Source organism: Acinetobacter yuyunsongii, from assembly GCF_041021915.1.
Classification (GTDB): domain Bacteria; phylum Pseudomonadota; class Gammaproteobacteria; order Pseudomonadales; family Moraxellaceae; genus Acinetobacter.
In genome coordinates this window covers 2,635,024-2,661,156 of the sequence record NZ_CP157435.1, presented here as the reverse complement: position 1 = coordinate 2,661,156, position 26,133 = coordinate 2,635,024, and the positions used below count along the sequence as shown (strand labels likewise).

General features: G+C 38.6%; 27 protein-coding genes. 16 read left to right on the top strand and 11 right to left on the bottom strand.

Going from position 1 to position 26,133, the window contains the following annotated elements; genetic code table 11:
* Nucleotides 1-28 precede the first annotated feature (28 nt).
* Nucleotides 29-1,663: a Wzy polymerase domain-containing protein gene (locus ABLB98_RS12775; protein ID WP_348882385.1), complete on the top strand. Its 1,635-nt coding sequence runs from the start codon at nt 29-31 to the stop codon at nt 1,661-1,663.
* A 53-nt stretch (nt 1,664-1,716) separates the two neighbouring features.
* Here ABLB98_RS12775 and bfr read toward each other — a convergent pair whose 3' ends face one another.
* From bfr to gmk, 6 genes are all read right to left on the bottom strand, one after another.
* Nucleotides 1,717-2,181, bottom strand: coding sequence for a bacterioferritin (gene bfr, locus ABLB98_RS12770; protein WP_087539617.1), 465 nt, complete (start codon nt 2,179-2,181; stop codon nt 1,717-1,719).
* 265 nt (nt 2,182-2,446) lie between these two features.
* Nucleotides 2,447-2,641, bottom strand: coding sequence for a bacterioferritin-associated ferredoxin (locus tag ABLB98_RS12765; RefSeq protein WP_004660183.1), 195 nt, complete (start codon nt 2,639-2,641; stop codon nt 2,447-2,449).
* A gap of 172 nt (nt 2,642-2,813) precedes the next feature.
* A complete protein-coding gene (locus ABLB98_RS12760) occupies nt 2,814-3,203 on the bottom strand; it encodes a RidA family protein (RefSeq protein ID WP_004660185.1) in 390 nt (129 codons plus the stop codon).
* Between the two features lie 172 nt (nt 3,204-3,375).
* Entirely contained in the window at nt 3,376-5,484 is a 2,109-nt protein-coding gene (locus tag ABLB98_RS12755) for an HD domain-containing protein (protein ID WP_348882384.1), read from the bottom strand.
* A gap of 208 nt (nt 5,485-5,692) precedes the next feature.
* The gene (gene rpoZ, locus ABLB98_RS12750; RefSeq protein ID WP_004660187.1) at nt 5,693-5,971 is read right to left on the bottom strand and encodes a DNA-directed RNA polymerase subunit omega; all 279 of its coding nucleotides are present in this window, start codon (nt 5,969-5,971) and stop codon (nt 5,693-5,695) included.
* 70 nt (nt 5,972-6,041) lie between these two features.
* The gene (gene gmk / locus ABLB98_RS12745; protein ID WP_004660188.1) at nt 6,042-6,665 is read right to left on the bottom strand and encodes a guanylate kinase; all 624 of its coding nucleotides are present in this window, start codon (nt 6,663-6,665) and stop codon (nt 6,042-6,044) included.
* Between the two features lie 102 nt (nt 6,666-6,767).
* Between gmk and ispH the strand changes: the two genes are divergently transcribed.
* The 12 genes from ispH to rplS all read left to right on the top strand — a co-directional run bounded on the left by ispH (nt 6,768) and on the right by rplS (nt 18,105).
* Complete coding sequence (gene ispH / locus ABLB98_RS12740) at nt 6,768-7,718, top strand: 4-hydroxy-3-methylbut-2-enyl diphosphate reductase (protein ID WP_348882383.1); 951 nt, start codon at nt 6,768-6,770, stop codon at nt 7,716-7,718.
* Between the two features lie 140 nt (nt 7,719-7,858).
* Nucleotides 7,859-8,389, top strand: a complete 531-nt coding sequence (locus ABLB98_RS12735; RefSeq protein ID WP_026094202.1) for a Tfp pilus assembly protein FimT/FimU — start codon at nt 7,859-7,861, stop codon at nt 8,387-8,389.
* Nucleotides 8,390-8,392: 3 nt separating this feature from the next.
* Nucleotides 8,393-8,956 (top strand): type IV pilus modification protein PilV, encoded by a 564-nt coding sequence (pilV, locus tag ABLB98_RS12730; protein ID WP_004909566.1) that lies wholly within the window; start codon nt 8,393-8,395, stop codon nt 8,954-8,956.
* Nucleotide 8,957: 1 nt separating this feature from the next.
* The gene (locus tag ABLB98_RS12725) at nt 8,958-9,944 is read left to right on the top strand and encodes a PilW family protein (protein WP_019385499.1); all 987 of its coding nucleotides are present in this window, start codon (nt 8,958-8,960) and stop codon (nt 9,942-9,944) included.
* A complete protein-coding gene (locus ABLB98_RS12720; protein ID WP_125272474.1) occupies nt 9,944-10,750 on the top strand; it encodes a pilus assembly protein in 807 nt (268 codons plus the stop codon). The genes ABLB98_RS12725 and ABLB98_RS12720 overlap by 1 nt, the downstream gene beginning before the upstream one ends.
* A 14-nt stretch (nt 10,751-10,764) precedes the next feature.
* Nucleotides 10,765-14,718 carry a PilC/PilY family type IV pilus protein gene (locus ABLB98_RS12715; RefSeq protein WP_348882382.1) on the top strand — a complete coding sequence of 1,318 codons (3,954 nt, stop codon included), beginning with the start codon at nt 10,765-10,767 and terminating at the stop codon, nt 14,716-14,718.
* A gap of 12 nt (nt 14,719-14,730) precedes the next feature.
* Entirely contained in the window at nt 14,731-15,258 is a 528-nt protein-coding gene (locus tag ABLB98_RS12710) for a prepilin-type N-terminal cleavage/methylation domain-containing protein (protein WP_348882381.1), read from the top strand.
* Nucleotides 15,245-15,706, top strand: coding sequence for a type IV pilin protein (locus ABLB98_RS12705; RefSeq protein ID WP_348882380.1), 462 nt, complete (start codon nt 15,245-15,247; stop codon nt 15,704-15,706). The genes ABLB98_RS12710 and ABLB98_RS12705 overlap by 14 nt, the downstream gene beginning before the upstream one ends.
* A gap of 222 nt (nt 15,707-15,928) precedes the next feature.
* A complete protein-coding gene (gene rpsP, locus ABLB98_RS12700) occupies nt 15,929-16,186 on the top strand; it encodes a 30S ribosomal protein S16 (RefSeq protein ID WP_348882408.1) in 258 nt (85 codons plus the stop codon).
* Nucleotides 16,187-16,202: 16 nt separating this feature from the next.
* A complete protein-coding gene (gene rimM, locus ABLB98_RS12695; RefSeq protein ID WP_005156501.1) occupies nt 16,203-16,751 on the top strand; it encodes a ribosome maturation factor RimM in 549 nt (182 codons plus the stop codon).
* Nucleotides 16,752-16,796: 45 nt separating this feature from the next.
* The gene (gene trmD / locus ABLB98_RS12690) at nt 16,797-17,537 is read left to right on the top strand and encodes a tRNA (guanosine(37)-N1)-methyltransferase TrmD (protein WP_208728039.1); all 741 of its coding nucleotides are present in this window, start codon (nt 16,797-16,799) and stop codon (nt 17,535-17,537) included.
* 196 nt (nt 17,538-17,733) lie between these two features.
* A complete protein-coding gene (gene rplS / locus ABLB98_RS12685) occupies nt 17,734-18,105 on the top strand; it encodes a 50S ribosomal protein L19 (protein ID WP_004660214.1) in 372 nt (123 codons plus the stop codon).
* 58 nt (nt 18,106-18,163) lie between these two features.
* On the opposite strand, the gene ABLB98_RS12680 is transcribed toward rplS, so the two are convergent.
* Both ABLB98_RS12680 and ABLB98_RS12675 read right to left on the bottom strand, forming a co-directional pair.
* A complete protein-coding gene (locus tag ABLB98_RS12680; RefSeq protein WP_348882379.1) occupies nt 18,164-19,135 on the bottom strand; it encodes a triacylglycerol lipase in 972 nt (323 codons plus the stop codon).
* Nucleotides 19,136-19,240: 105 nt separating this feature from the next.
* Nucleotides 19,241-20,284: a lipase secretion chaperone gene (locus ABLB98_RS12675; protein ID WP_348882378.1), complete on the bottom strand. Its 1,044-nt coding sequence runs from the start codon at nt 20,282-20,284 to the stop codon at nt 19,241-19,243.
* Between the two features lie 137 nt (nt 20,285-20,421).
* Here ABLB98_RS12675 and truB point away from each other — a divergent pair, with 137 nt between their 5' ends.
* The 3 genes from truB (at nt 20,422) to ABLB98_RS12660 (ending at nt 22,705) form a co-directional block, all read left to right on the top strand.
* On the top strand, nt 20,422-21,315 hold the full coding sequence (gene truB, locus ABLB98_RS12670) for a tRNA pseudouridine(55) synthase TruB (protein ID WP_348882377.1): 894 nt from the start codon (nt 20,422-20,424) through the stop codon (nt 21,313-21,315).
* A 10-nt stretch (nt 21,316-21,325) separates the two neighbouring features.
* Nucleotides 21,326-22,096: a TSUP family transporter gene (locus ABLB98_RS12665; protein ID WP_348882376.1), complete on the top strand. Its 771-nt coding sequence runs from the start codon at nt 21,326-21,328 to the stop codon at nt 22,094-22,096.
* 150 nt (nt 22,097-22,246) lie between these two features.
* Nucleotides 22,247-22,705 (top strand): hemerythrin domain-containing protein, encoded by a 459-nt coding sequence (locus ABLB98_RS12660; RefSeq protein WP_151831089.1) that lies wholly within the window; start codon nt 22,247-22,249, stop codon nt 22,703-22,705.
* A 25-nt stretch (nt 22,706-22,730) separates the two neighbouring features.
* Here ABLB98_RS12660 and ABLB98_RS12655 read toward each other — a convergent pair whose 3' ends face one another.
* From ABLB98_RS12655 to serA, 3 genes are all read right to left on the bottom strand, one after another.
* Entirely contained in the window at nt 22,731-23,597 is an 867-nt protein-coding gene (locus tag ABLB98_RS12655) for an EamA family transporter (protein WP_348882375.1), read from the bottom strand.
* A 91-nt stretch (nt 23,598-23,688) separates the two neighbouring features.
* The gene (locus ABLB98_RS12650) at nt 23,689-24,558 is read right to left on the bottom strand and encodes a DMT family transporter (protein WP_348882374.1); all 870 of its coding nucleotides are present in this window, start codon (nt 24,556-24,558) and stop codon (nt 23,689-23,691) included.
* A gap of 115 nt (nt 24,559-24,673) precedes the next feature.
* Nucleotides 24,674-25,906, bottom strand: a complete 1,233-nt coding sequence (serA, locus tag ABLB98_RS12645; protein WP_004660223.1) for a phosphoglycerate dehydrogenase — start codon at nt 25,904-25,906, stop codon at nt 24,674-24,676.
* Nucleotides 25,907-26,133 lie beyond the last annotated feature (227 nt).

The following is a 26,133-nucleotide window of genomic DNA, read 5'->3' as shown; positions in this document are numbered from 1 at the left end:
CTATCGAAGCTTATTTTTTTATGTCGATATGCAAATTCTTTGTAGTGTAGTTGCCGCTTTGCTGATTAGTTTTGCTTGGCTGTCACCATTTCATACCTATCCATGGGTGACATTTTCTAGTGAGCTGGCAAGCTTTGGTGCTGCTTTGGCGTTACTGGGTGCTCTGCTTAAACAAAATATTAAAATTCCTAAACCACAGCTTTTGATGTTGCCGTTGCTTTTGATTCCTGTATTTCAATGGCTATTTGGACTCGTTCCAGATTTTAGTGTGGCATTGCTAAGTTTTTCATATGTTTTTATGTTTTGGTTGATGATGATAGGTGGATATAACCTGTCCTCTACATCTGGAAATCGTCAACGCTCTATGCAAGGGTTGAGTTATATCGTACTGAGCGTTGCTTTTATAAGTAGTTTGATTGCGATTGTTCAATGGTTGAATTTAGAGTCAAACTTTAATTGGGTTATTCAGCTCAAAGGTAACCGCCCATATGCAAATTTTGGTCAACCCAATAATTTAGCTACATTTTTGATTATAGGTTTAATGGGTGCATTGTTCTTATATGAAAAGCATAAAGCATCTTTGTGGCTACTTATTCCATCAAGCTTATCTATCTTATTTGCGATTTGCTTAACGCAGTCACGGACTTCCTTGCTAGTCTGTATTTTTATTTGTATCTATTGGGTGATTAAGCAATATAAGAATAAACCAAGGCTTAATTTTATTAAATTATTTGGTTGGGCTGCTACGTATTTTTTAATTGCGGGCTATTTATTGCCTATTATCGCACAAGTCATGACGACAAGTGTTGGAGAGGCGGTAACCCATACAGCATCACTAGCAGAACGTGCAGGTTCAGGGCATGAGCGTCTTGGGATGTGGATGCAAATTATACATGCCATAGGTGAGCGTCCGTGGTTTGGCTATGGCTGGAATCAAACGAGTGTCGCGGTTGTGGAAAGTATTCATTTTAATACCGTACAAGTTTGGTTTAATAGCGCGCATAATATCGTGTTAGATCTTTTGGTTTGGAATGGTTTGCCATTAGGCTTTTTAATTATTGCGTACTTTGCGATTTGGTTATTTTGGTTAAGTAAAAATGCAAAAGATACAATTTCGATTGTGGCAATATTGATGGTCAGTGCAATTTTGATGCATGCAATGTTGGAGTTTCCGCAACGCTATGCCTACTTTTTATTACCAATGGGTTTTTTGTTGGGGTTAATTCAAGCTCAAACGCCAAATTTAAACAGTGTTATCTTACATCGAAATATTATTCGTTGTGTATGGCTCATTTCTCTGATTGTCTTACTGTTGATTTGGCGAGATTACAAACTGTTCCAAGAGAATAGTAAATTGGTTTTTAAGCAAAAACCAGTTTCAGAAGAAATATTGGGAAGTTCTAAAATATTGATACTTACTCAATTTCAGCAAAGATTAGATTGGATTGCTTTAAAGCCTCAGACATTGATGTCTGATTCAGATCTTAGCGTAATTGGCGAAATGGTTGAAAATAAGGCCACACCTTATAATTTAAAAAAATATGCACAATTACTTGTTTATAATCATAAGCTTGATGAAGCGGAGCAACAATTATTTGTTTTACAACAATTGTATAAGCAAAAAATAAGCTTGGCAGAAATTATGGAATTAAATAATAAATAAACTTGTAAAATTCATCTACTTTATCTTTTAAGGGATAAAGTAGATGACATGCTTTAAATTTGGCTTTGGATATAGTTTTCGATGCCAACATTTTCAACTAAATCAAGTTGTGTATCGAGCCAATCCCAATACTCTTCTTCTTTCTCTAAAATTTCCTGAACTAAATCACGTGTAACATAGTCTTGTTGTGCTTCAGCAAGTTCAACAGCTTGTTTAATCGCTTCAATGTTTTCTTTTACTTTACGAATGTCGCAATTGAGGACTTCGATGGTATGTTGCCCAATATACAATTTACCTAGATGCTGTAAATTAGGTAGGCCTTCTAAGAATAAGATTCGTTCAATGACCTTATCCGCATGCTTCATTTGACGAATTGATTCTTTATATTCAGCGGAGCCAAGTTTTTCAATTCCCCAGTCATTAAACATGCGGGAATGTAAAAAATATTGGTTGATTGCAGTTAAATGGTGATAAAGCACCTGATTCAGTTGATTAATGACTTCACGATTGCCTTTCATTGCACTTACTCCATAACACCATGATGCCCTAGTTTTTAAGGCAATTTATATGATTTTAATCAACAAATAATAATCTGACGAGTAAATTATAGAACGGCAAATGAAAATCACAATCAAAATACGAAAAGCATTTTGGATTCGTACTAAAGTGAATAACTGAAATAAAAAAACCGCTTATCTGAGGAATGGTTAAAGTTCGACAAGAAGCGGTGTAGTCGTAAACAGATCGTTAAATGAGGTTGTTGAGATATTGGATTAATTTAGATTATGCAGCAACTGAAATACGAGCAGCTATTTCTGCGAGCTCATCACTAATAATAGAACGGGCTTCGGGTGCACAACGACCACAGCAAGTGCCTAAGTCGAGTAAATCACGAATTTCACGATAACTTTCAGCGCCGTTTGCAACAGCGTCTTTGATATCTTGATCTGTGATTCCACGGCATAAACAGACATACATGGGAGTGATCCACAAATATTAATGCGATAATTGATATTATTGATAATTGTTATCGTTTGTCAATGAATTTCATTCTTAGAGTGAATATATTCTTATTGGGAATTTGAATAAAAAAATACCACCTGATCGGTAGTATTCTTTCTTTATTTTATCTATTTGATAAATATCGCATTTAATTCTGTGTTGGAATAATAACAATACCATCCATTTCGACTAATGCACCTTTAGGCAGGCTTGCGACACCCAATGCTGCACGAGCTGGATAGGGCTGGGCAAAATATTCGCCCATAATTTGATTCACCAATTGGAAGTGAGAAAGATCTGTAAGGAAGATATTTAATTTAGCGATATCTGCTAAGCTGCCACCTGCGGCTGCACATACTGCTTTTAGATTGTCGAATACACGACGAATCTGAGCCTCAATACCTTCTACAAGTTCCATACTGTATGGGTCTAAGCCAATTTGACCTGAAAGATAGAGCGTATTGCCAACAAGAATTGCTTGAGAATATGTTCCGATAGCAGCAGGGGCGTGTTCAGTATGAATAACTTGACGTGACATTAAGCTCTCCTATGTCATTGTTTCTATCTTAAACAATGTGACTTTAACACAAAAGTTTGGCTCCGAAACGGTCGAATACTGTTTAGTCGCAATTGTTTGCAAATGATTCATTAGCTTTAAGAATAAGGAATCTTTCAATTTTAGGTCTGGGTGAACATCGTCTATTAAACGATTAACTGACTTTTGCAACCTCTGGTTGGGCGATTGGCATATTTAATCGTTCAATCCGTGGGAAGCCAAAATGCATGCGTAAATCACGAATAATTTGGGCAATTTGATTTCGATTGCTCACGACTATATTTACATAGGTTTTCTGGTCTTGTGAATAGACCATTTCTACGCCTGTTTTGGCCTTTCGGCATTGATAAATCAGGTCAGAAATTTGTTCGTCACTCATCGTCATATGAATACATAAGAAAGCACTAAAGCGAACATCATCAATTTCTTCTGATTGCCAGTGTAAAGGCATAATGTTTTCAGGATGGAGGTGCTGTTCATGCAGTAAATTACGGCAGCGTGAACGGTGTACGATTAAACCGCGTCGAGATAAATGTCCCTGAATTGGATCGCCAAGCACAGGATTGCAACAGTGTGCATATTTTACATCAACACCCTCAGTTCCTAAAATCAAGCGATCAGAAGTTTCATGATGCTGAGATTGATAATCTTGAGCAAATAAATGATTTGCAACCAATTGAGGTAATAAATCCCCAACTGCGATTTGTTCAAATAGCGTATCTTTATTAGCTAAATGTCGCCACTCAAGTACACTAATCCAGTCTTCTGCTGAAAGGTCATCTATAGAGCGATGAAATAGTTTTAAAGCGCGATTAAGTGCTTGCTGACCGACAAGACGTTGCTCATCAATGTCTTGTTCTCTTAACAAATTTTGTAATGCACGGCGTGCTTTTTGAGTATTAATAAAACTGAGCCAATCTGGATTCGGTGTTGCTAATACGTCTGTGATAATTTCAACTACTTGTCCGCTATGCAATGGGGTTGAAAGAGGACGAATTTCACCATCCACTTTTGCGCCAACGGCATGATTACCTAAAAATAGGCTAGCTGAGTAGGCGAAATCAACGACAGTGGCGCCTTGAGGAAGCTCATGTAATTGACCATGCGGCGTATAGACCCAAATTTTTTCCTGATGTAAATAATCAAGTAAATCGCTAAAAGTGGTTTTTGCACAATCACTGTCTATGAGCGTATTTAGGTTCTGCATCGAAGCTTGAATTGCCGAACGGCATGCTTGAGGTGCATTCTCTCCGAGTACTACACCAAAACGAGCAGCTTTACGCATTAATTCGGTTTGGATCGTCAAAGATAATGTTGTTTTTTCACCTTTTAGCTTAATCATTAATGATTGATTACCACCCGGTAATGGGCGGCGAATATAATCATTATATTGTAAAACTTGGAAATTATCTTTTAATGCTTCAACGAGACGATCACAGTCTGCAATGCTATTTAAAATAATTTCAAAGGCATGGCTATGACTGAGCTCATTTAAATCAATTTCACTTTTTACGAAATGACGTAGTAATTCAATATTATTATTTTTCTTTTTAATACGCCCTTGTAGATTATATTTTTTAAGCAAATCTGATAATTTTTGCTCCCATACTGCTTGGTATTCACAACGTTTGGGTTTGGTTTCTAATAATGCGGCTTGCACATCATTAAACATATCCAAATCAAGATTTTGATAACATAAGTGTTCTAGGTTATCGGCCATTTCATTCATACCGACTAAACGTGCCATAGGTACGAAAATATCAAAGGTTTCTTGCGCGATACGTGCTCGTTTATCTGGACGTAATGCGCCTAAAGTCGTCATATTATGATAGCGATCTGCGAGTTTAATAATAATGACACGTGGATCTTGTAAGGTGGCTTGTAGAATTTTGCGGAATGATGCCGCCTTATTATATTCCTTATCACTAGAGTGGCTGAGTTTGGTTACACCATCAACAAGTTCGGCAACAACAGATCCAAATTTTTCACCAATCTCATCTTTGCTAAATTCGGTATCTTCAATGACATCGTGTAATAAAGCTGCCATAAGCGTCTCGGCATCTAAACGCATATGCGCCAGAATGCAACTCACAGCAATAGGATGAAGAACATAGGGTTCACCGCTTTTTCGCGTAATACCACTATGTGCTAAATCAGCAAAATCACAGGCAGCAAGTACACTCTGAATATCACTATCTTTAAGATAGGCTTCAATAATGACCTTGAGTTGTTGCTTGGCTTGGCTGACCTCTTCGCCTGGCATAAAACACCTTTTATAACATAAATTCAGGAATAAATAAGACTAGCTTCTAATGAAAAGCATATTGTGAAACTTGTCAATTTGTTCATTAGAAAAACTCGTAAATTTTTTCAATGAAATATATTGTTTTTACCAATATAGCACTGAAATTTTCAACAAACAAAAAAGCCCAGTGTATTCACAATGGGCTTTTAGACAAAGCAAATCAAATTTAGAAAGAGAAGCCTTCTAAATTTAATGAGTTTGTAGACAACACCATATCAAGATTTGAAGTCTGATAATCTTGATCGCGTTGTTTTAAAATTTCTTTAGTGACATGACCTGCCGCAATTTCGCGTAATGAAACGACTGTTGGTTTATCATTATCCCATTCTACAGTTGGTTCCATACCTTGACGTGCTAATTGGCGTGCACGTTTACTCGCTACCAGTACTAACTCAAAACGGTTATCTACGTGGTCTAAACAATCTTCAACGGTTACACGTGCCATAAGTTGTCTCGTTTGAACATTACATTTGAAAAGACTAAATAGTATAAAAGGCTTTTAAATAAGACTCAAGTTATTCGCGATTAAGGGTGATTAACTTTTCAATTAATTGCTGGTGACGAGCACTTTGCTGTAAGGTAACTAAACGATTTGCTGTAATAATTGCTTCTAAATCATGAACAGCTTTATTGAAATCATCATTGATGATGATGTAATCGAAATTTGCGAAATGACGCATATCTTCTACAGCACAACTTAAACGATGTTCAATTACTTCAACTGAATCTGTTCCGCGATTAGACAATCGTTGTCTTAAATCATATTGAGTTGGCGGCAAGATAAAGATTTGTTTTGATTCAGGAAAAAGTCGACGAACTTGATCGGCACCCTGCCAGTCAATTTCGAGTAACACATCATGACCTTGTTGTAATTGTTCTTTGACTTTGGCTTGAGATGTACCGTAGTAATTACCAAATACTTCTGCATACTCAATAAAACCACCTTGTTCTACTTGAGCTAAAAAAGTTTCAGTATCAGTAAAATGATAGTGAACACCATCAAGTTCACCAGGGCGTTGACCACGTGTAGTATGAGAGACAGAAACGTGTAAATTGCTGACTCGATCGAGTAGGGCTTTAACGAGAGATGTTTTGCCTGTTCCTGATGCCGCAGAAACGACAAACAATAGACCCGACATGATATTTTTCCTGATATGATAAAATATCTTGGCTATTGTAGTGTAGCGTGCCATTAAACGAAATAGTTTGGCATAAATATTCAGGTGATAAGAGAGGATGTTATGGAAATTGTATTGGCCAATCCGCGAGGTTTCTGTGCTGGTGTTGACCGTGCGATAGCAATCGTCAATCGCGCACTAGAATGTTTTAATCCGCCAATTTATGTCCGTCATGAAGTCGTACACAACAAGTTTGTGGTTGATGATCTACGTCAGCGTGGTGCTGTTTTTGTAGATGAGCTTGATCAGGTTCCTGATGATTCCATTGTGATCTTTAGTGCACATGGTGTTTCCAAGGCTGTACAACAAGAAGCAGATCGTCGAGGTCTAAAAGTATTTGACGCAACTTGCCCTTTAGTGACTAAAGTACATATTGAGGTCACGAAATATGCCAGAGAAGGAACGGAAGCAATCTTAATTGGGCATGAGGGGCATCCTGAAGTTGAAGGCACAATGGGGCAATATGATAAATCTGGTGGTGGAAAGATTTATTTGGTTGAAGATGAAGAAGATGTTGAAGCTTTGGTGGTTGAGCATCCTCATAAAGTTGCATTTGTCACTCAAACGACGCTTTCGATTGATGATACGGCTAAGGTCATCGATGCCTTAAGAACAAAATTTCCTAAGATCCAAGGTCCGAGGAAAGATGATATTTGTTATGCCACTCAAAATCGTCAAGATGCCGTACGTGATTTGGCGGAACAATGTGATGTAGTGTTGGTAGTAGGTTCTCCGAATTCATCGAATTCAAATCGCTTACGTGAGCTAGCCGAGCGGATGGGTAAATCTGCTTATCTCGTGGATAATGCTGATCAGCTTGAAAAAGAATGGTTTAAGCAGCAAAGTAAAATCGGTGTGACTGCCGGTGCATCTGCACCAGAGATACTAATCAAACAAGTGATTCAACGGTTACAAGATTGGGGTGCAACCCCTCCTAAAGAGCTGGATGGACGAGAAGAAAATATTACGTTTAGCTTACCTAAAGAGTTGCGTATTCAGGTGATACAAGCCTAATTCCTATAGAAAAATGTGAACTCAAAACGGATAGGGTACAGCCCATCCGTTTTTTTATGGAGTTTATCTGCTTTGTATTGGTTTTGTAAGAGATAAGTTTATTATTAATATAAGTAAAAGTTTTTCTTGGGTGCGGAGCGATGGGGAAAAATCGAGGATTCACCTTAATAGAATTGATGGTGACGATTGCTGTTTTTGCGATTATTGCAATGATGGCTGCGCCAAGTTTCAAAGCTGTAAGGGCTCAGCAAAAAATAGACTATTCAACCAAGGATTTAGAAAAAGTCTTATTACAGGCACGTTATGATGCAATCTTACATCGACAAAGAATGATGGTAAATTTAGGGCAAATAGGTACCTCTAGTACAAATACACTATATTGGTCTGTTCCTGATGAGCAAACTTTGTCTTTTAAAAAGTTCGTGTGTACAAGTAATAAATGGCAGGGAACGCTTATTGACGGTGTAAAGCAACTGATATTTGCAACTGATGGTACAGCTGAACTATTTCGTGGTTATACAGATGATGATGGCAATGCACAAAGGCAAAAACAAGAACTTTCCTCTATTGAGGTCATTATATCGAATGGTAATACTTCTAAGTATGTAGAAATTAGCCCACTTGGTAAAATAACCACAAAAGATCAATCCAGACAAGATCAGGAGTGCTGATAAATGGGAATTCAGTATCAGAAAGGGGTAGGGTTGGTTGAGGTTCTCGTTGCATTATTACTTCTAGCAGTAGGGGTTTTAGGTTTTACTTTGTTGCAAGTGAGTGCATTAAATTCATCTATAGAAGCATCCAAACGTATTCAAGCCATGAGTTTGGCTAAAGATATTGCAGAGCGTATTCGGGCAAATCAAGAGGGTTTGATTAAAGATATAGAAGGGGAAGCTGATTCGGATGGTAAAAAAGAGATTTATAAAGCCTATATTAAGGGCTTTGAGGGTAAAGAGAATTTAAGTAGTTATAGTTATACCAATTGTTTTGGGACAGCAAATGCTTGCAATAGTGAAAATTTTGCGAAAGAAGATGCAAAGCAGGCGTTATATAAAGCCTATCAAATGGGTATGAAGATTGGTTTAAGTCAATGTGCTGGAGCAGTACAGAGAAACCGTTACTGTATTTATGTGGCTTGGGATGAAACAAATCCGAAAGATGGTTCAAATACTAATGATTGCACTAAAAATGGAAGCTATGGTTTAGATACAAAATGTATAGTCTTGGAGGCATATTGAGATGAGTAAACAACTTGGTATGACCTTGATTGAATTGATGGTTGCATTGGCATTAGGATTAATTATTACTGCTGCTGGTGTTCAATTATTTGTTTCAGGTACGATTAATTATAGCTTACAAAAGACGTTAGGTGAATTGCAGGACAATGGTAACTTTGGTTTAAATTATATTACTAAAGATATTCGTTTAGCGAATTTAGATGCAAATCTGGCTGTGATTAATGATCGAAATTTATACAGTGGGATCGTGCTGACAAGTTTGGAAAGCTATTCTGGATTGACAGCGGATGATAAGGCTGTACAAACGGCCAATTTGCCCCTCCATTTAACAAATGCGGATACAACTAAAATATCTGTTCTAACCCAAGGACATGGTCAAGCAGACTGGGCTGGTCAAACGAATATAAAAGAATATAAAAGTGATCAGTTGGTGATTCAATATAAAGCAATTATTGCAGGGGCTATGGATTGTGAGGGTAATAGCATTACACAAGCAGAGATAGATCAAGGTACATTTATTATACAACGATATTTTTTAAGAAAAGATGGTAATGAGCTTGCTTTAGCGTGTGATGCGGGACGTTATAAAACATTACTTGCAACATCTGACTTACCTACCACGATTAGTAATTATGGAGGAAATGGAGAAATTATTATACGTAGAGTTGACCATTTTCACGTGTTGCTAGGGGTTAAAGATAATAGTAAAGATGAATTTAAATATATGTCGATTAAAGATTATATGGGAAATAATAATAGTCTTATAAAAGATGGAACACCTAGAAATCGTATTATGTCTGTACAGCTGGGTATATTAATGCGTGGTGTGGAAACAATCCCAGGTGGGCAAGATGTACCTGAAACATTCCAAATATTAGACCAAAGTGTTTCGCTTAATAATGCTGCTAAATCAAAAAGATATATTCGGGAGGTCGTCACACAAACGATTGCTTTACGTAATGGTTATGGATTGATGGAGAGCTTGTAATGTCTATGTTCTATCAGCGTGGTGCGACACTGATCACTATACTTTTTGTATTATTGCTTGTGACAGTAGTTGGTACATTTGCAGTCAAACAAAGTATTGTGGGTTTAGGAATTGCGACCAATAGCCAAGCTCGAAATTTAATGCAGCAAACTGCGGATGCTGTCTTTTTTGCTTTGGAACAGGACAATAAAGACAATGCCATTTTACAAAAAAACCTAAGTTCGTTAGGTATGTTGGGGATGGTAAAGTCAGATAATTTTTTAACTAAAGAATTAGTATTTTGCTATCGTCCAAAATCACAAAAAACAATGTTTGATTTGAATAAGGCAAGTATCGTGTCTTGGCAAGAAACAACTGATCCAAGTGACAATACTAAGAAAATTACTCAAATTAAAAATGATGAATTAGGGATTACAGGTTTTTGCCAGTACACATCAAATGATTTTAGTAGTGGTAGAGATATTATGATCTCACAAATCGCGGTTAAAAAAAGTGCTGTGAATAGTGATGTTCCTTTTAAGTTCTATCCAATTGGAACGGATACTTCTACAGTACAACTCGACAATATTCAGCCAGTACGGGTAGTGGTCACGACAGTAATCCCAAGTATGGTATCAGGTGGTAATGCTTGGAGTTCAAATACGACAGAAATTAATAAATGTTTTAAAAATTACACCAATGAGAAGTCGAAAGAGTACACGGACACTGAAACGGTAGCAGACTGTTTTGAAAAGCTGGGTGTGCCCTACAGTCAGCAAGTCATGGACTATGCCGTGGTAAGTTACGCAACGAAACAAGGTAGTTAGGCGAGGATAATGCAATGAAAAATATCAACTTGAAAAAATTGGTCGTTGCTTGCCAAGCGGCTACTTTTACTTTAGTCACCAGTGTAGCTGTCACCACTCAAGCCAGTGATATCGAACTCTATAAAGCACCACAGACCTCACAAACTACGCTAATGTTTATGTTGGATGTGTCAGGAAGTATGAATCCAGAATGGAATGATTATACTGAAAATCGTTTGCAAAGCTTAAAGGATGGAATGACAACTTTATTACAAGGAGATAGTAGTAAAGGAATTGCACCATTGGATGATAAGCTAGTGGTTGGTTTATCTACGTTTAATCATCAAACAGGTCGAATAAAACTTGAAGCAAAACCTTTGGGTGATCCTGTACAACTGGCTGGAAATAGAGAAGTGTTTAGAACCGTTCAACAAGTAGAGCAACAAGCACAAAGAACAAGAACACGTACTAAAACATATGAAGAATGGCAAGAGCGTATAAGAGAACGAGCTCGCTCATGTTTTTTTGGGTGCGGAAGCTGGTCTGATTGGAGTAATCCTGGATGGAAAAATAAAACGTCTAATGGGAGTTGGTCAGCTTGGTCAGAACCAAGTTGGACGCTGACAGGAAGTGAAGTGGTAAAAAGTACCATTGCTCAAGAGTGTGTAGATTGGGAGAGCAATTATAAATGTAAAACAACTGGTTGGGTAGCAACTACAAAGCAGGCTGAAGACTTTGCTGGAACTATTCCTGTATCTCAAACGGGTAATGTGACGTATTCCAATCCCACAAATATTTCTACAGATTCAGCAACCTCCCCTGCTCAATCAATACCTGCGACGGATGAGATAGATTGTGTGGACTCAGATTTAATTAATCGTTGTCTTAAACAAGAAAATAAACTAACTCGAAATGGAAAAAAAACGACTACTACTGAAAAAGTTGATCAGGAAGCCACTGCCTCATTTACAAAGAGTATTATCTATACGGGTGCAGCCTATGAAACACATCGTAAAAAGATGTTGAGGGAAGTCAAAGCATTAGAAGCTGAGAATGGAACGCCAACTTCATTTGCCTATGCTGAAGTTGCTGCGTACTTATTAGGAAAAACAACTAAAAATCAAACAGGCAGTGGTTTTACCGAATCTGATATAGGAAATATTAGAGATGATAATAATTATAAAAAACCTACACAGATCGATTCTACTAAGCAGTGTAATACACAAGGGATTTACTTTCTAACAGATGGAGTACCTGAGTATAATCAACGTGTTTCTACTGAAAATATGGTGAAATCAGCATTGAATGATTCAACCTTTCAATGCGATGATACAAGTTTGAATCCAGTTTCAGGAAACTTTTATGATGATTGTAAAACATGGAATAATAATCGTACATCTTGTACGGAATGGTATAGTAGCAAAGTATCAAAAACAAATTGGCAATGTATTGCAAGTTTAACAAAAAGATTGAAGAATGGAGAGATAGATAACAATAGTAATCCTATTAATAACCCTCAAGGTGTGAGTATTTTAACCGCTGTTGTTGGTTTTGGTAGTACTTTAGGAGAAACAACAGGAAAATATGCAAACGATGTTGCTGCGGCAAAAGCTTGGGGAGCACTTGGTGGTGGTGGGTATTATGCTGGTAATAATGATAAAGCCGTAGTTGATAGTGTAAATGCCTTTGTAAAAAAACTTGGAAAATATATTCCTCCTGTAACCACGGGTTCAGTAACAATTCCTGTTGATAATTTGGATACACAAAATATCCAGCCTTGGGGTTATTTCCCACAATTTGACCCTAAACCTGATGCAGTTGGGAGTACAGGTGTGGTCACTTGGTTAGGAAATCTGAAAAAGTATAGAGTCGTAGATGGAGTTTTAAAAGATCGTGATTCTAATACGATTACCAACAGTAATGGGCTTTTAAAAGATGACCTTAATGATTATTGGGCAGATACATCAATTAAAAAAACTATTGAAAAAGAAGTCGATGGCGTAAAAATAAGTCAGGAAGTGAAGGTTGGAGGAGCGTTAAGTCGTATGTTGCTGGGTTATAGTACAGCCCAGACCCCAAATGAAAGGAGAATTTTTACGGATCGTACTATTAAACAAAATAGTACAGATAATAGTCAAAATGATATTGGTACTATAAGTTCAGGTAACCTTATAAAGTTGGGACGAGATGACTTTATTTCGACCAGTTCAAATTTGTATAAACAAGACCCTAAAAGAGCATATCTATTGTCATTATTTGGTTATCCAGTGGGCAAAGACTTAGCTTATAACGTTGAACTATATCCGAAGGAAACAACTTTTCAGACTGAACTAGAGCAGGTCATTCAGCAAACGCCAAAAAGAGATTGGTTAATGGGATCTGTAATGCACTCCAAACCGATCTTGATTACTCAGGAGGGGACTACCAAATACGATGCAGAGAATAAAGTGACTACCTATGATAAACGTGATGATTTAATTGTTTTTGGTACGACACAAGGCTTGTTACATATAGTACGTGCAGGCACATCTGCAGGGGATGGAGATGCAGGAAAAGAAGTTCTTACCTTTGTCCCAAATGAAATAATTGAAAAACAAGCAAAAGGCTTTTTGTCACAAGACAATCAGTCATCAAATTTGCAATATGGCTTGGATGGGCAATGGACAGCTTATACTGAGTTTGTCACGAAAAAAGGCACAAATGTTAATGAACCTGTAGTGACTGTGAAAGGTGGTAAACAATGGTTGTATGGTGGGTTGCGTATGGGAGGTAAAAGCTATTATGCGCTAGACCTATCTGATGTGACATCAAGTAGCGGTACGCCAAAACTTAAATTCCATATTAATCCAGCAGGAACATGTAGTACCACAAATGCTTTGGGCTGTATGGGGCAAAGCTGGTCTAAACCAACGCTTACATGGGTTAATTGGCAAGGCAAACGTAAACTAGTGATGCTAGTTGGTGGTGGTTATGACGCTGCATACGAAAGTTCTGTAGATTATACCCCAAGTAACACAGATCAAGGCGCAGGCATTTATATGTTCGATGCAGACAATGGTAATTTGTTATGGTGGGCAAGTGCTAATGCAGGATCAACCAATACCGCAACCAACAAAACTTATGCTGACGAGATGAAGCGTAGCGTGGTCAGTAGCATCAAGGCTATTGATCGTAATAGTGATGGTATTACTGATCATCTCTACTTTGGTGATTTGGGCGGACAGGTTTGGCGTGTTGATTTAAATGCCTCATCTAAGGCAGGAAAGGATGAAAACTTCGCTATTCGTGCAGTGCGTATCTTAGATATGTCTGGCTCAACCAAAGTACCTCGTTTTTATAATGCACCAAACTTCACGATTCATAATTCAAATAATGGACTGTTTGCTGCGGTTAGTATCGGTTCCGGTAATTTGAGCTATCCAATGTCTGCATCTACTAATACTGATGATGGTGTATATGTAATATATGATAAGGATGTAACACGTCGTAATTTAGCTGTATTAACAACATCAGAACTATATACTCAAGATGCTAAACCAAGTGCCACAGGTGGGAAAAAGCTGATAAAGAATACCAATGGTATTACCAAAACTACCCTTACCAGTGGTGGATGGTACTATCCTCTAGGAACAAAAAAGCGAGTTTTAAATGAAACGGTTGCAATTGATGGTGATTTATATGTAAGTATCTTTGATTCATCTGTTGATATTAATGATGTGAACTGCGCTGGTGGTGTACGAGGTGAAAGTAACGCAAAACAGTTCTGTCTACCTTATGGTGATGGGGATTGTAAACCTGTTCAGGATTCAGGTAGTGGCACTGGAGGAGGAAGTTCCGATGAAATTTTCTTAGGTAAAGGAAATGTTGGTATTAGTTTTGGGGGGATTAGCCGAGACAGAAATATCGTACTGAACTTGCCAACAGATAAAACATTAAGAACATATACTGGAAAAACCAAGTTCGTTTCCCAGCGTTGGTATGAGCGTTAAGGCGGGATATTTATGAGAAACAAAGGTTTTACCTTGGTTGAATTGATGATTGTCGTTGTGATCATTGCAATATTTGCTGCAATCGCAATCCCAAGTTACCAGCAGTTTGTCCGTCGTGCAATTGCTTCACATGCTGAACAGGAAATGCAGCGATTAGCAAATTTGTTAGAGAGACATAAATCACGGAATCTTAATTATAGAAATTTTGAGACTACTTCTGTTGCTATACCAATAGGTAAAACAGGGTCAGAAAAGCAATATACAGTCTACATACGTGATGCAACGACTCCAGCCAATGATTTAAAAAATAATGAAGCTTTGGGTCAAGGATGGGTTATATTGGCTGAAGCAAATTCTAAAATAAACTATGGTACAAGTTGCACCACTTGTAATGTTTTACAAGAACAGAACTATAGTTTTCTTTTAACTAGTAGTGGAATCCGTTGTAAAACAAAAGATAAGTTAGTGGAAAGTGAGGTCTTAACCTCGACGAAGCTAGCATCAGCAACCCCATGTGGAGCAAACAGTGAAAGTTGGTAAGCAATATGGATTTACTCTAATTGAGCTTATGATTGTCGTGGCAATTATTGGGATTTTGGCTGCCATCGCTTATCCATCCTATCAGGAGTATACACGCAAAACTAAACGTGTAGATGCTCAGGCAGAAATGGTAAATATTGCTGGTCAATTACAACGGTACAAAATTGTAAATTTTAAATTTTTAAAGTCGGATGGTACAGCGATTGAACTCGATGACATTGGAAGAAGTGAACAACTTCCACCATCAGGAACAGCTTTATATAACCTAGCTTTATCTAATGTCACAGCAGGAACATGGACATTAACTGCAACCCCTATTGGAGCTCAAACAGGTGATGGTCATCTTGTACTCAATCATCGTGGAGAAAAATGCTGGACGAAAGGCTCTGACAAAAATAGTGGTTCGCCTTGTATGCCATCAGCGACAACCAACTGGAGTGGTCATTAACAGTTAAATAGTTTACAAGAAGCAAATATTCCGAGTATTCGCTTCTTATGTATCGGGTGTCTTCATGTTTTATTAGCTGTACATTCAAAACTGTGGATAAATCTAAATTATTCTTCCTTTCAGCATAAAATTAACGTAAAATACCGCCCTCTATGAAAGGGGTTTGAAGTGTTGCCGATGGTCGGCGCAGGGATAATCCGTAAAAATTATAAGGTTGTTCTCATGGTTGTTATTCGTTTAGCGCGCGGTGGTGCAAAAAAACGTCCATTCTATCAAATCGTTGTGACTGATAGCCGTAACGCACGTGACGGTCGTTTCATCGAACGTATTGGTTTCTTTAACCCAACTGCACAAGGTAAAGCTGAAAAAGTTCGTTTAGATGCTGACCGTTTTGCTCACTGGATTTCTCAAGGTGCTCAACCTTCAGATCGCGTTGCTTCTTTAGCTGCTCAAGCTAAAAAAGCTGCAACTACTGCATAATTGTAGTAGGTAGCCCATGACATCAACACAGAATGTGCCAGAAGATCGTATTCAGATTGGACAGTTACGTTCAGCTTATGGATTGAATGGGTGGCTTTGGGTTTATTCTAATACAGAACCTATGAGCAATATGTTTGACTACCTGCCTTGGTACATTGAGACCAAGGCAGGTTGGCAAACCATAGATGTAAAACGTTGGAAACCACATGGCAAAGGCTTGGTTGTTGCATTAAAAGGCGTGAATGATCGTACGGGTGCAGAAAACTTAGTTGGTGCAAATATCTGGATTGCCAAATCACAGCTTCCTAAAGCAGATGTAGACGAGTACTACTGGTCTGATCTTAAAGGTCTAACAGTCTTAGGTCTTGATGATGAAGAACAAGAAGTGAATCTCGGTCAAATCTATGAACTGTTTGAAACCGGTGCTAATGATGTCATGGTCGTGAAAGCGACACCTGATAGTATTGATGCTGAAGAACGAATGATTCCTTGGCATAAAGATGTGGTACAACGCGTTGATCTTGAAGCTGGTCGTATTTACGTCAATTGGGGCGTAGACTACTAATCCTTTTTGGAATAGTAGCGCAGCAGGAAAATAAAGGAGTCTGCGGTGTTTTTTGCAGTCATCACATTGTTTCCTGAAATGTTTGAAGCGATTACGGCATATGGCATTAGCGGAAGAGCAACAAAAAAAGATATTGTGCAAGTCACTTGTATAAATCCAAGAGATTTTGCAGAGGGCAACTACAAACGAGTGGATGAACGTCCTTTCGGTGGTGGTCCTGGTATGGTGATGATGGCTGAGCCTTTGGCAAAAGCAATTAACCATGCCAAACAACTTGCAACACAAGCAGGCTGTGTTCATGCCCCAGTGGTGTATATGTCACCGCAAGGGAAAACTTTAAATGAACAGGCAGTACAACAATTCGTTGATTATGATGGTTTGATTGTATTGTGTGGGCGTTATGAAGGAGTTGATGAGCGTTTAATCCAGCATTATGTTGATCAAGAATGGTCAATTGGGGATTACGTTTTATCGGGTGGTGAACTGCCAGCGATGGTGCTGCTTGATAGTATTATTCGTCGATTGCCGAATGTCATGTCTGACGAGCAATCTGCGATCCAAGATTCTTTTGTGGATGGTTTACTAGATTGTCCACAATATACCAAGCCAGACCATTTCGAAGGGTTAGATGTGCCTGAGGTACTGAAGTCAGGACATCATGCCAATATTGAGAAATGGCGTTTTTTACAGCGTTATCAACGAACTTTAGATCGTCGACCAGAGTTGGTGGAAAAAGTTGAGTTGACTAAACAGCAAAAAAAATGGCTTAAAAATTCGCAAGACTAAACTGTTAGAAGTTTGTGTTTGCAACAGACGAGAAGCTTTGCTTCGAGTTACTACTTAAACTGAGTTTAAGTTGAAAATAGGCTCTTTAGGGTAATTTTGCTTTAAAGGGAAAGTTAAACGAGCGATATGCGTTTTAGCCTCTATCCTCAGCGGTATAAGAGACCTCTTCTCTCCCGCACATATTGGAGATTCCACAATGAGTGGTAAACATCCTTTAGTTCAAGCTGTTGAAAATGCACAGTTAAAAACTGATATCCCTGCTTTTGCTCCTGGTGACACTGTTATCGTTCAAGTTAAAGTAAAAGAGGGTGACCGTGAGCGTCTTCAAGCATTTGAAGGTGTTGTAATCGCTAAGAAAAACCGTGGTTTAAACTCTGCTTTCACAGTTCGTAAAATTTCTAGCGGTGTTGGTGTTGAGCGTGTTTTCCAAACTCACTCTCCAATCGTTGCTAAAATCGAAGTGAAACGTCGTGGTGACGTTCGTCGCGCTAAACTTTACTACCTACGCGAGTTGTCTGGTAAAGCTGCACGTATTCGTGAAAAGTTACCAGCTCGTAAACAAGGTTAATTTTAACTTTGTTGTAAAGCAAAAAAATGCGCCTTTGGCGCATTTTTTTATGTCTGCTCTATAGTCCTTGTAATTTTAGTCGATTGGCATGTTGACGATAAATATCAATTGGATTAGGTGCAAACAGTGATTTCAAACCTAAAACCTGATTCACTTCATCTGCATGATTCCAAGGGAGATTATCTCTAATTGTACGTCCAAACTTAGCGCTACAACGGCTGACCATACCATCATTATCTCCTTTAATATCGACAATTAGGCTCGTACCTGCAAATAGGAGATCAAGAGGGTCAAGAATGTTTGTGACTGCTTGAGTACCTGAGAATGAATACATATATATTCCTTTCTCTTGATAATTACCTTCGCCACATGTTGTAGTTGGTACGCCCATTGGGAATCGTGTATTGAATTGGGTTGAACCTTCTACCGAAATACTGCGTCCAGCGGCTAAAGCATCGTGAGGATAGCTTTTTGGATTAAGTCCTTGTGACCATGTAATCGCTCCTGAGAAAAAGTTCACGACGGCAGAGCCAGCTGTACCTAAGATAGTACCATCTACATTCATAATTAAACTAGCGACAGGTGAACCCTTATGAGTGCCACTTACACTGGTTAATGATGCAACTTTATTTGGCATAATGCCAGCCACGTAACGGATCGTTGGACCGCCTTGGCTATGACCAATTAAATTAACTTTAGGTTGCCCAGTAATTGCAATAATTTCTTCAACTTGTTGCGCGAGTTGTTCACCACGAATTTCATTTGAGTTAAAAGGTGAAAGTCGTGTCGCCCAGACATTTGCACCATTACGAGCAAGGTCAGGTAGGATTTGATGCCAGTAATCAACGCCTAGAGGATCACTTCCTACACGTGAAAAACCTGCGACACCATGTACAAAGACCATCGGATATTTGGTTTTTGCATAAGTAGAGGAGGCCGTACCTGTAACTTGTGTTGCGTTTGATGCGTAACTTGTTGATACGCTCATTGCTATCATAGATAGTGCAAGACAGCGGATTAGTTTTTGCATGATATTTCTCTCGATTTTTGTTTTCATCAGGGTCTTGATGTTCTTGCGAACTGACATTGCATCCTTGCTAAATCGCATTATTTCAATGTCTTGTATTACGTGTTCCTAGTTGCTAAAAGGTAAGGTGCCTCCTTGGTCATAGATAGTTTCAAAAGTTTGCAAACGCTGTTGTTCTTGTGCTGATTGGAATTGTTTTTGTTTGAGCTGTTGAATGGCTTGATCCTTGGCTGAAGTGCTCATATTGCTATCTACAATGGTTTTACGCTCATCAAGATAGGATTGTACGCGTTGCTTCCAGTCAGAACGTTGTTGATCAAGCTGCTCTAAACGTTGGGTGGCTGCCTCTCCAACCAGATTGACCCGCATATCCCGAAGTTCCTGCGCTGAACCATTTCTGGCCTTGATTTGTGCAGTTAATGAATGTAAATCATCGAGCTTAGATAAATCTCTGAGGTTATCTTGCCAATCTTGAGGAAGCTGCTCAAAACGTTGTTGTAGTTGTTTTGCTTTCGCTGATGCATCTAATCCGTTATTTTCTAGAATTTTCATGCGATCAAGGGTGTATTGTTGATAGATATCCTCTGATCCAAACAGTCCCTCAATTTCGGTATTTGAAAAAAAATGCTGCTTTAAATCATGCATGGCATTAAAAACAGTCTGGAAATATTGATAGCTTTCCTGAGCAGGCTGTTGCACCTGTAATTTACTCAGCTCTTTGCGATAATCTACATAGCGTGACCACAAGGCTAAAATCTGCTGTTGCTCCGATGCCTGAAAACCCTTGGCAATATAGCGCTGAAAACTCTGACGGATTTCATCAATATTCCGTTCGCCATATTGGGAAATGAAATATTCAAAGCAGTTTCGGGTCAGCTCATTCACCACTAATTTTTGTGATGCATTAAACTGTAGTTTGCAGTTGATTTCAGTATCGAGCTGGCTTGTGCTGTTGAATGTTGCATCAAGTGCTTGTGCCTGCCCTAAATTTTCAGAATGTTCTGCTGAATTGGAGGTGCCGCTGGATTGAGCAGTTGATTTGAACCGTGACTGCTGATCTTGAGGATATAACCAATACAATACACTCAGCGTGACTGCTGAAATGATCAATAAGCTACATAATAATGCTATTTTTTTTCCATTTTTATTCATTAAGCATAATCCATTTGCTTTTAATTTCGGAAACTAATATAAATTTATCATAAGTGTTGTTTTTTTGAGCGTTTAATTTTTAAAAATCCGATGAATAGTTTTGATAAAATACCGTTTTATACTTTGACTTTTCATTTATGAAAAAAAGTTCTTATCGCCATCTGAGTGGTGTTTTTTTGCTTAATAAGCCCTTGGGTTTAAGTTCTAATTCGGCATTGCAAATAGTACGTCGACTTTTTAATGCACAGAAAGCAGGACATACAGGTGCTTTAGATCCGCTTGCAACAGGTTTATTACCGATTTGCTTAGGGGAGGCAACCAAGTTTTCGCATTATTTATTGGATTCTACCAAGCGTTATCAAACAACAGTAAAACTTGGACAAACAACTGCTACGGGTGATGTTGAAGGGGAAATTCTTCAACAAAGAGATGTGCTCGCATTAACTGAAGCTAATATTGAACAGGTTCTAGAACAGTTTCGTGGTGATATCAAGCAAGTGCCACCGATGTATTCGGCACTGAAACGAGAAGGTCGCCCTTTGTATGAACTTGCGCGTAAAGGAATTGAGATTGAGCGCGAAGCACGTCCAGTTACGATTTATGAGCTACGATTAGTGAGTTTTACCGAAGATAGCTTAACTCTGGATGTGACTTGTTCAAAAGGAACTTATATCCGTGTGTTGGGGGAGGATATTGGTGAGGCTTTGGGCTGTGGCGGACATTTGACAAAATTACACCGTGTTCAAACAGGGCATTTTGAGATTGATCCAAACTATACCATTGAATATTTGGAAAGTTTGTCACTTGAACAACGGGATGCTTTATTGCTACCTGTCTATGCACCCGTTGAGCATTTCCCTCGTGTACAGCTCCCTGAGGGACGCGAAAAATATTTTGGTAATGGGCAAGAAAGTAATATTGATCACGAAGCGGCAACGGAAGTATTAGTGTTTAATGGTGATCGTTGTTTGGGCTTAGCTGAAATTACAGATAAAAAACGATTAGTGCCAAAACGTTTATTGAATTTATAAGGTTATATTGATGGAATGGGGGCTGATTCTGAGTCTAGTGTTCTTTGCATTCTGTGCGGGAACAATTGATGCGGCAGTTGGTGGTGGTGGGTTAATTCAGATTCCAGCATTAATGGGTGCATTACCACAAACGGCTCCTGCAACATTATTTGGAACAAATAAACTTGCCTCTATTTTTGGAACGGGTTCTGCAGCTTTTTCATTTGTACGTCGAGTAAAGTTGCAGTGGTCATTATTATGGGTGATCGCAATTTTTGCTTTTGTCAGTGCGTATGTAGGTGCAGCGTGTGTTTCACTGGTGCCTACTCATATATTAAGACCAATTGTCTTAGTTATGCTGATTGTGATTGCGATTTATACCTTTATGAAAAAGCAATTTGGGCAAGTACATGTTGATCAACACATCACACCAAAATTATTATTTTTTGCCGCATTGGGTAGTTTAGCGATTGGTTTCTATGATGGAATCTTTGGTCCAGGTACAGGCAGCTTCTTTATCTTCTTTTTTATTCGCTTTCTTCAAGTCGATTTTTTACATGCTTCTGCATTATCCAAGATTGGCAATTTTATGACTAATTTGGCAGCACTGAGTTTCTTTATTCCCGCAGGGCATATCTTCTTTCAGCTTGGTTTTATGATGGCGGCTGCCAATATTGCAGGTTCATTATTGGGTGTACGTTTGGCTTTGAAATACGGTAGTGGTTTTATTCGTATTTTATTTTTGATTTTGGTCAGTATTTTAATTTGTCGGTTGGCTTATCAAATCTTTGTTGCAGTTTAATCTATAAAAATAAACTTTCCATACAAAAACCTACGCAAACATCGCTGTTTAAAAAAGTGTCATTTTTTAATATGAAGGCTCAGCCAAACAGATCAACTAGATAAGAATTGAAGTAAGTGTTGATTATGCTAGCCATCGCAGAGGTAAAGAATGAATATATTTGAGGCACTCAGAGAAAGCCACGAACAACAACGTAACTTAGCTGAACGATTAATTCAGACCAGCGGACATACTCAAGAAAGGGAAGATTTATTTAAACAGCTTAAGAATGAACTCTATGCACATTCAGTTGCCGAAGACCGTTATTTATATATTCCTCTAATGTTTGATGATGTGGGTTTAGACATTACCCGCCATGCTTTATCTGAGCATCATGAAATGGATGAACTGGTTGAAAAATTAGAAGAAACTGATATGAGTAATCCGAGTTGGTTAGCCACAGCAAAACAATTAAGTGAAAAAGTCCATCATCATTTAAAGGAAGAGGAACATAAATTTTTCCAACAGGCTGGAAAAATATTAGAGGATGATGAAAAGGAAAAACTAGGTAAAAAATATCTTACTGAGTATCAGAAATATAAAAATGCAGATCGCTCATTTTCGTTATAACGAGAATGAGCAGAAAGGAGTACTCTTACTGTGTTTGGGATTTTTCAGCACGTAAGGTCACTCCAATCGATGCAATCATAATACATGCAAGTGCGATCCACTGGATGAAGCTAATTTGTTCATGCAGTAACACGAGTCCTGCTAAAGCAGCAAGCGCAGGTGCAAGGCTTGAAAGCGTACCATAGCTGAGTTTACTTAAACGTTTTAGTGCCATGAGATCGAGTGCATAAGGAATAGCTGTTGCTAAAATTGCTATGACTAAAGCTTTACCCCAATATTGAGTGTCGAGTAGAGCAGGTGCATTACTCCACAGACCAAATGGAAGTAAGGTCAGGGCAGATAAACCAATTGCGATGGTTAAGGCATGCATCCCAATATTCTGTTGCACAACTCGATGTCCGAAATAAATATAAAATGCCCAAAATAGTCCAGCACCTAAAGCACACGCTGCACCAAGATAAGAAAAATGCTCGGTATTTGCATCATGCCAAGGCACCATCAGTGCAATCCCTAAAATCGCAAAAGCCACCCAGATATAATCGCTACGCTGTTTAATTGAAAGCAGGGCCAGACCCAAGGGTCCAATAAATTCCAGCCCCACAGCAATTCCCTGTGGCAATTTTCCTAAAGAACTGTAGAACAGGATGTTCATACAGCCTAAAGAGGCACTGTAAAGTAACAGGTCACGCCATTTGAGCTGTTTAAGTCTGGATAAAATGCTCCATGAGCGGAACATGATCGCAACCAGAACTGTGGCGAAACAGAGCCTTAAAATCGTGACGGTCAATGGATCAAGGGTTGCAATCAACTGTTTGGCAAATGAGGCACTGATTTGATAAGCCACCATGGAAAGAACCATGTATAGCACAGCGACCAACTGAATATTTTTCATGGGAGATCTACAAAATCAAAATAAACAGACCTAAAAATAGGCGCGATGACTATATGCTGTGAAAACGACATTATGTTCATACGGTGACATTTTATTGAGCCTCTTTCTGTTGTCTAGCATGTTGAGTGGTAAAAGTACAACCGATCGATGCAGCTATAATCGTTGCTAAAGCCAGCCATTGATTCCACAATAAAGTCTCACCCAGAAAAATAAATCCTGATAATGCAGCTACGGCAGGTTCAAGACTCATGAGTGTTCCAAAACTTAAAGGAGTTAGGCTTCTTAAAGCGATCATTTCTAAAGTAAAGGGCAATGCACTTGCTAAGATTGCAAGTCCAATAAAATAGTAGATATTTGGCAATTCAATGACACGATCAAGCGCCCCTGAAAAGATGGCGAAAGGTAATAAACACAGCATACCAATACTCATGCCTAAACAAACCGTATGATTACCTGAAATACCTGATGGTTTTTGACCTGCGATAATGTATAGCGCCCAACATGCACCTGCAGCCACAGCGAAAAATACACCGACTAAATCTAGATGTTGTTGTGCTTGTTGTAGAGGAAATAGCAATACCAAACCTAGAATAGCGCAACCCACCCAAATAAAATCATAGCGCTGTCGTGCATGAAATAGTGCAACACTTAAAGGGCCGATAAACTCAAAGGCAACCGCTAAGCCCAAAGGCAAACGCTCTAGTGATAAATAAAACAGGGCGTTCATTCCAGCAAGTGCAAAACCATAGCTGAGAATCGCTTTCCAACGAACCACTTTGAAGTTGATGGTCCAAATTTTAAAAATTACCGCTAAAATGAGTGCACCAAAAAACAGACGCATGGCTGATACGGTAAGGACTGGAAAACTTTGGAACAGAATTTTGGCTAAAGAACCGCTTCCTTGTACACACAACATGGCAATCATTAATAACAATAAGGCATGAAGTGGGGTTTTTAACATTAGAGAAGCAACTTATTATTTGAACAATTGGTATATTATTCACATAATAATTCAAATGCGAATAAAAAAGCCACAGCTATTGCTGTGGCTTTTTATAGATTATTCTAAATTTAGCTTAGAACAATACACGTACACGAATTGTGCCTTCAACTTGGCTTAAGGTATCAAGTGCTTCTTGAGAAGCAGATGCGTCAACATCCATAACGAGATAACCAATATCACCTTTGGTCATTAAAGACTGACCAGAGATGTTGATGCCTTGTTCAGCAAATAATGTATTGATTTTAGACAACACACCTGGCACGTTTTTGTGGATGTGAAGTAAACGGTGTTGACCGTCAGAAAGTGGTAATGCAATTTCTGGGAAGTTCACCGCAGAAAGTGTCATACCTTTATCTGAATATGCAACGAATTTTTCAGCAACTTCTAAACCGATGTTTGCTTGTGCTTCCATCGTAGAACCACCCACGTGTGGTGTTAAAATCACGTTGTCTAAGCCACGAAGTGGAGACTGGAATTCTTCACCATTTGCTTTTGGTTCTTTCGGGAATACGTCGACCGCTGCACCAGCGATGTGACCAGATTTAATCGCATCTGCCAAATCTTCAATGATGACACATGTACCACGTGCAGCATTAATGAAGATCGAACCTTCTTTCATTTTTGCGAACTGTTCTTTTTTGAAGAAGTTACGTGTAGAAGGAACATCTGGAACGTGTAAAGAAACTACATCAGCAGTTTCTAAAAGCTCATCCAATGAACCCACTTGGCGTGCATTACCTAACGGTAATTTAGTTACCGCATCATAATAGCAAACTTTCATACCTAAGCTTTCAGCTAAAACTGAAAGTTGTGAACCAATTGAACCGTAGCCAATAATACCTAGAGTCTTGCCACGCGTTTCAAAAGAACCAACCGCAGATTTGTTCCAACCGCCTGCATGAGTATCTTTTGATTTTTCAGGTACACGACGAAGTAATAAAATTGCTTCAGCAAGAACCAATTCTGCAACCGAACGTGTATTTGAATATGGTGCGTTGAAAACAGGGATACCACGAGACATCGCTGCTTTTAAATCGACTTGGTTGGTACCGATACAGAAACAACCTACCGCAATCAATTTATTCGCTGCTTCAAAGATTTCTTCAGTCAATTGAGTACGCGAACGAATACCAACAAAATGAGCATCTTTGATCGCTTCTTTTAAAGCTTCACCTTCAAGTGCAGTTTTGTGGTAGTCGATGTTGGTATAACCCGCAGCGTTTAATGTATCGATGGCATTTTGGTGCACACCTTCTAACAAAAGGAAACGGATTTTGTCTTTAGGTAGTGATAGATGTTGGCTCATTACGGCTCCGCTACAAAGGCCAAAATTTAGTTGCAGTATCATAGCATAGAGCTTTGAGATATAGATATTTCGTTTAAAATTAGCTCAGCATAAATGTTGAGAATTTTTTCAGTTTCGAATGAATTTTAGGGTTTATACACATTTTGTTATGACACTATTGCCATCCTGTGCTTTATCCCTCGCTTGCTTACATGTAAAATAAAGAAATACGATAATCAAACTGATCA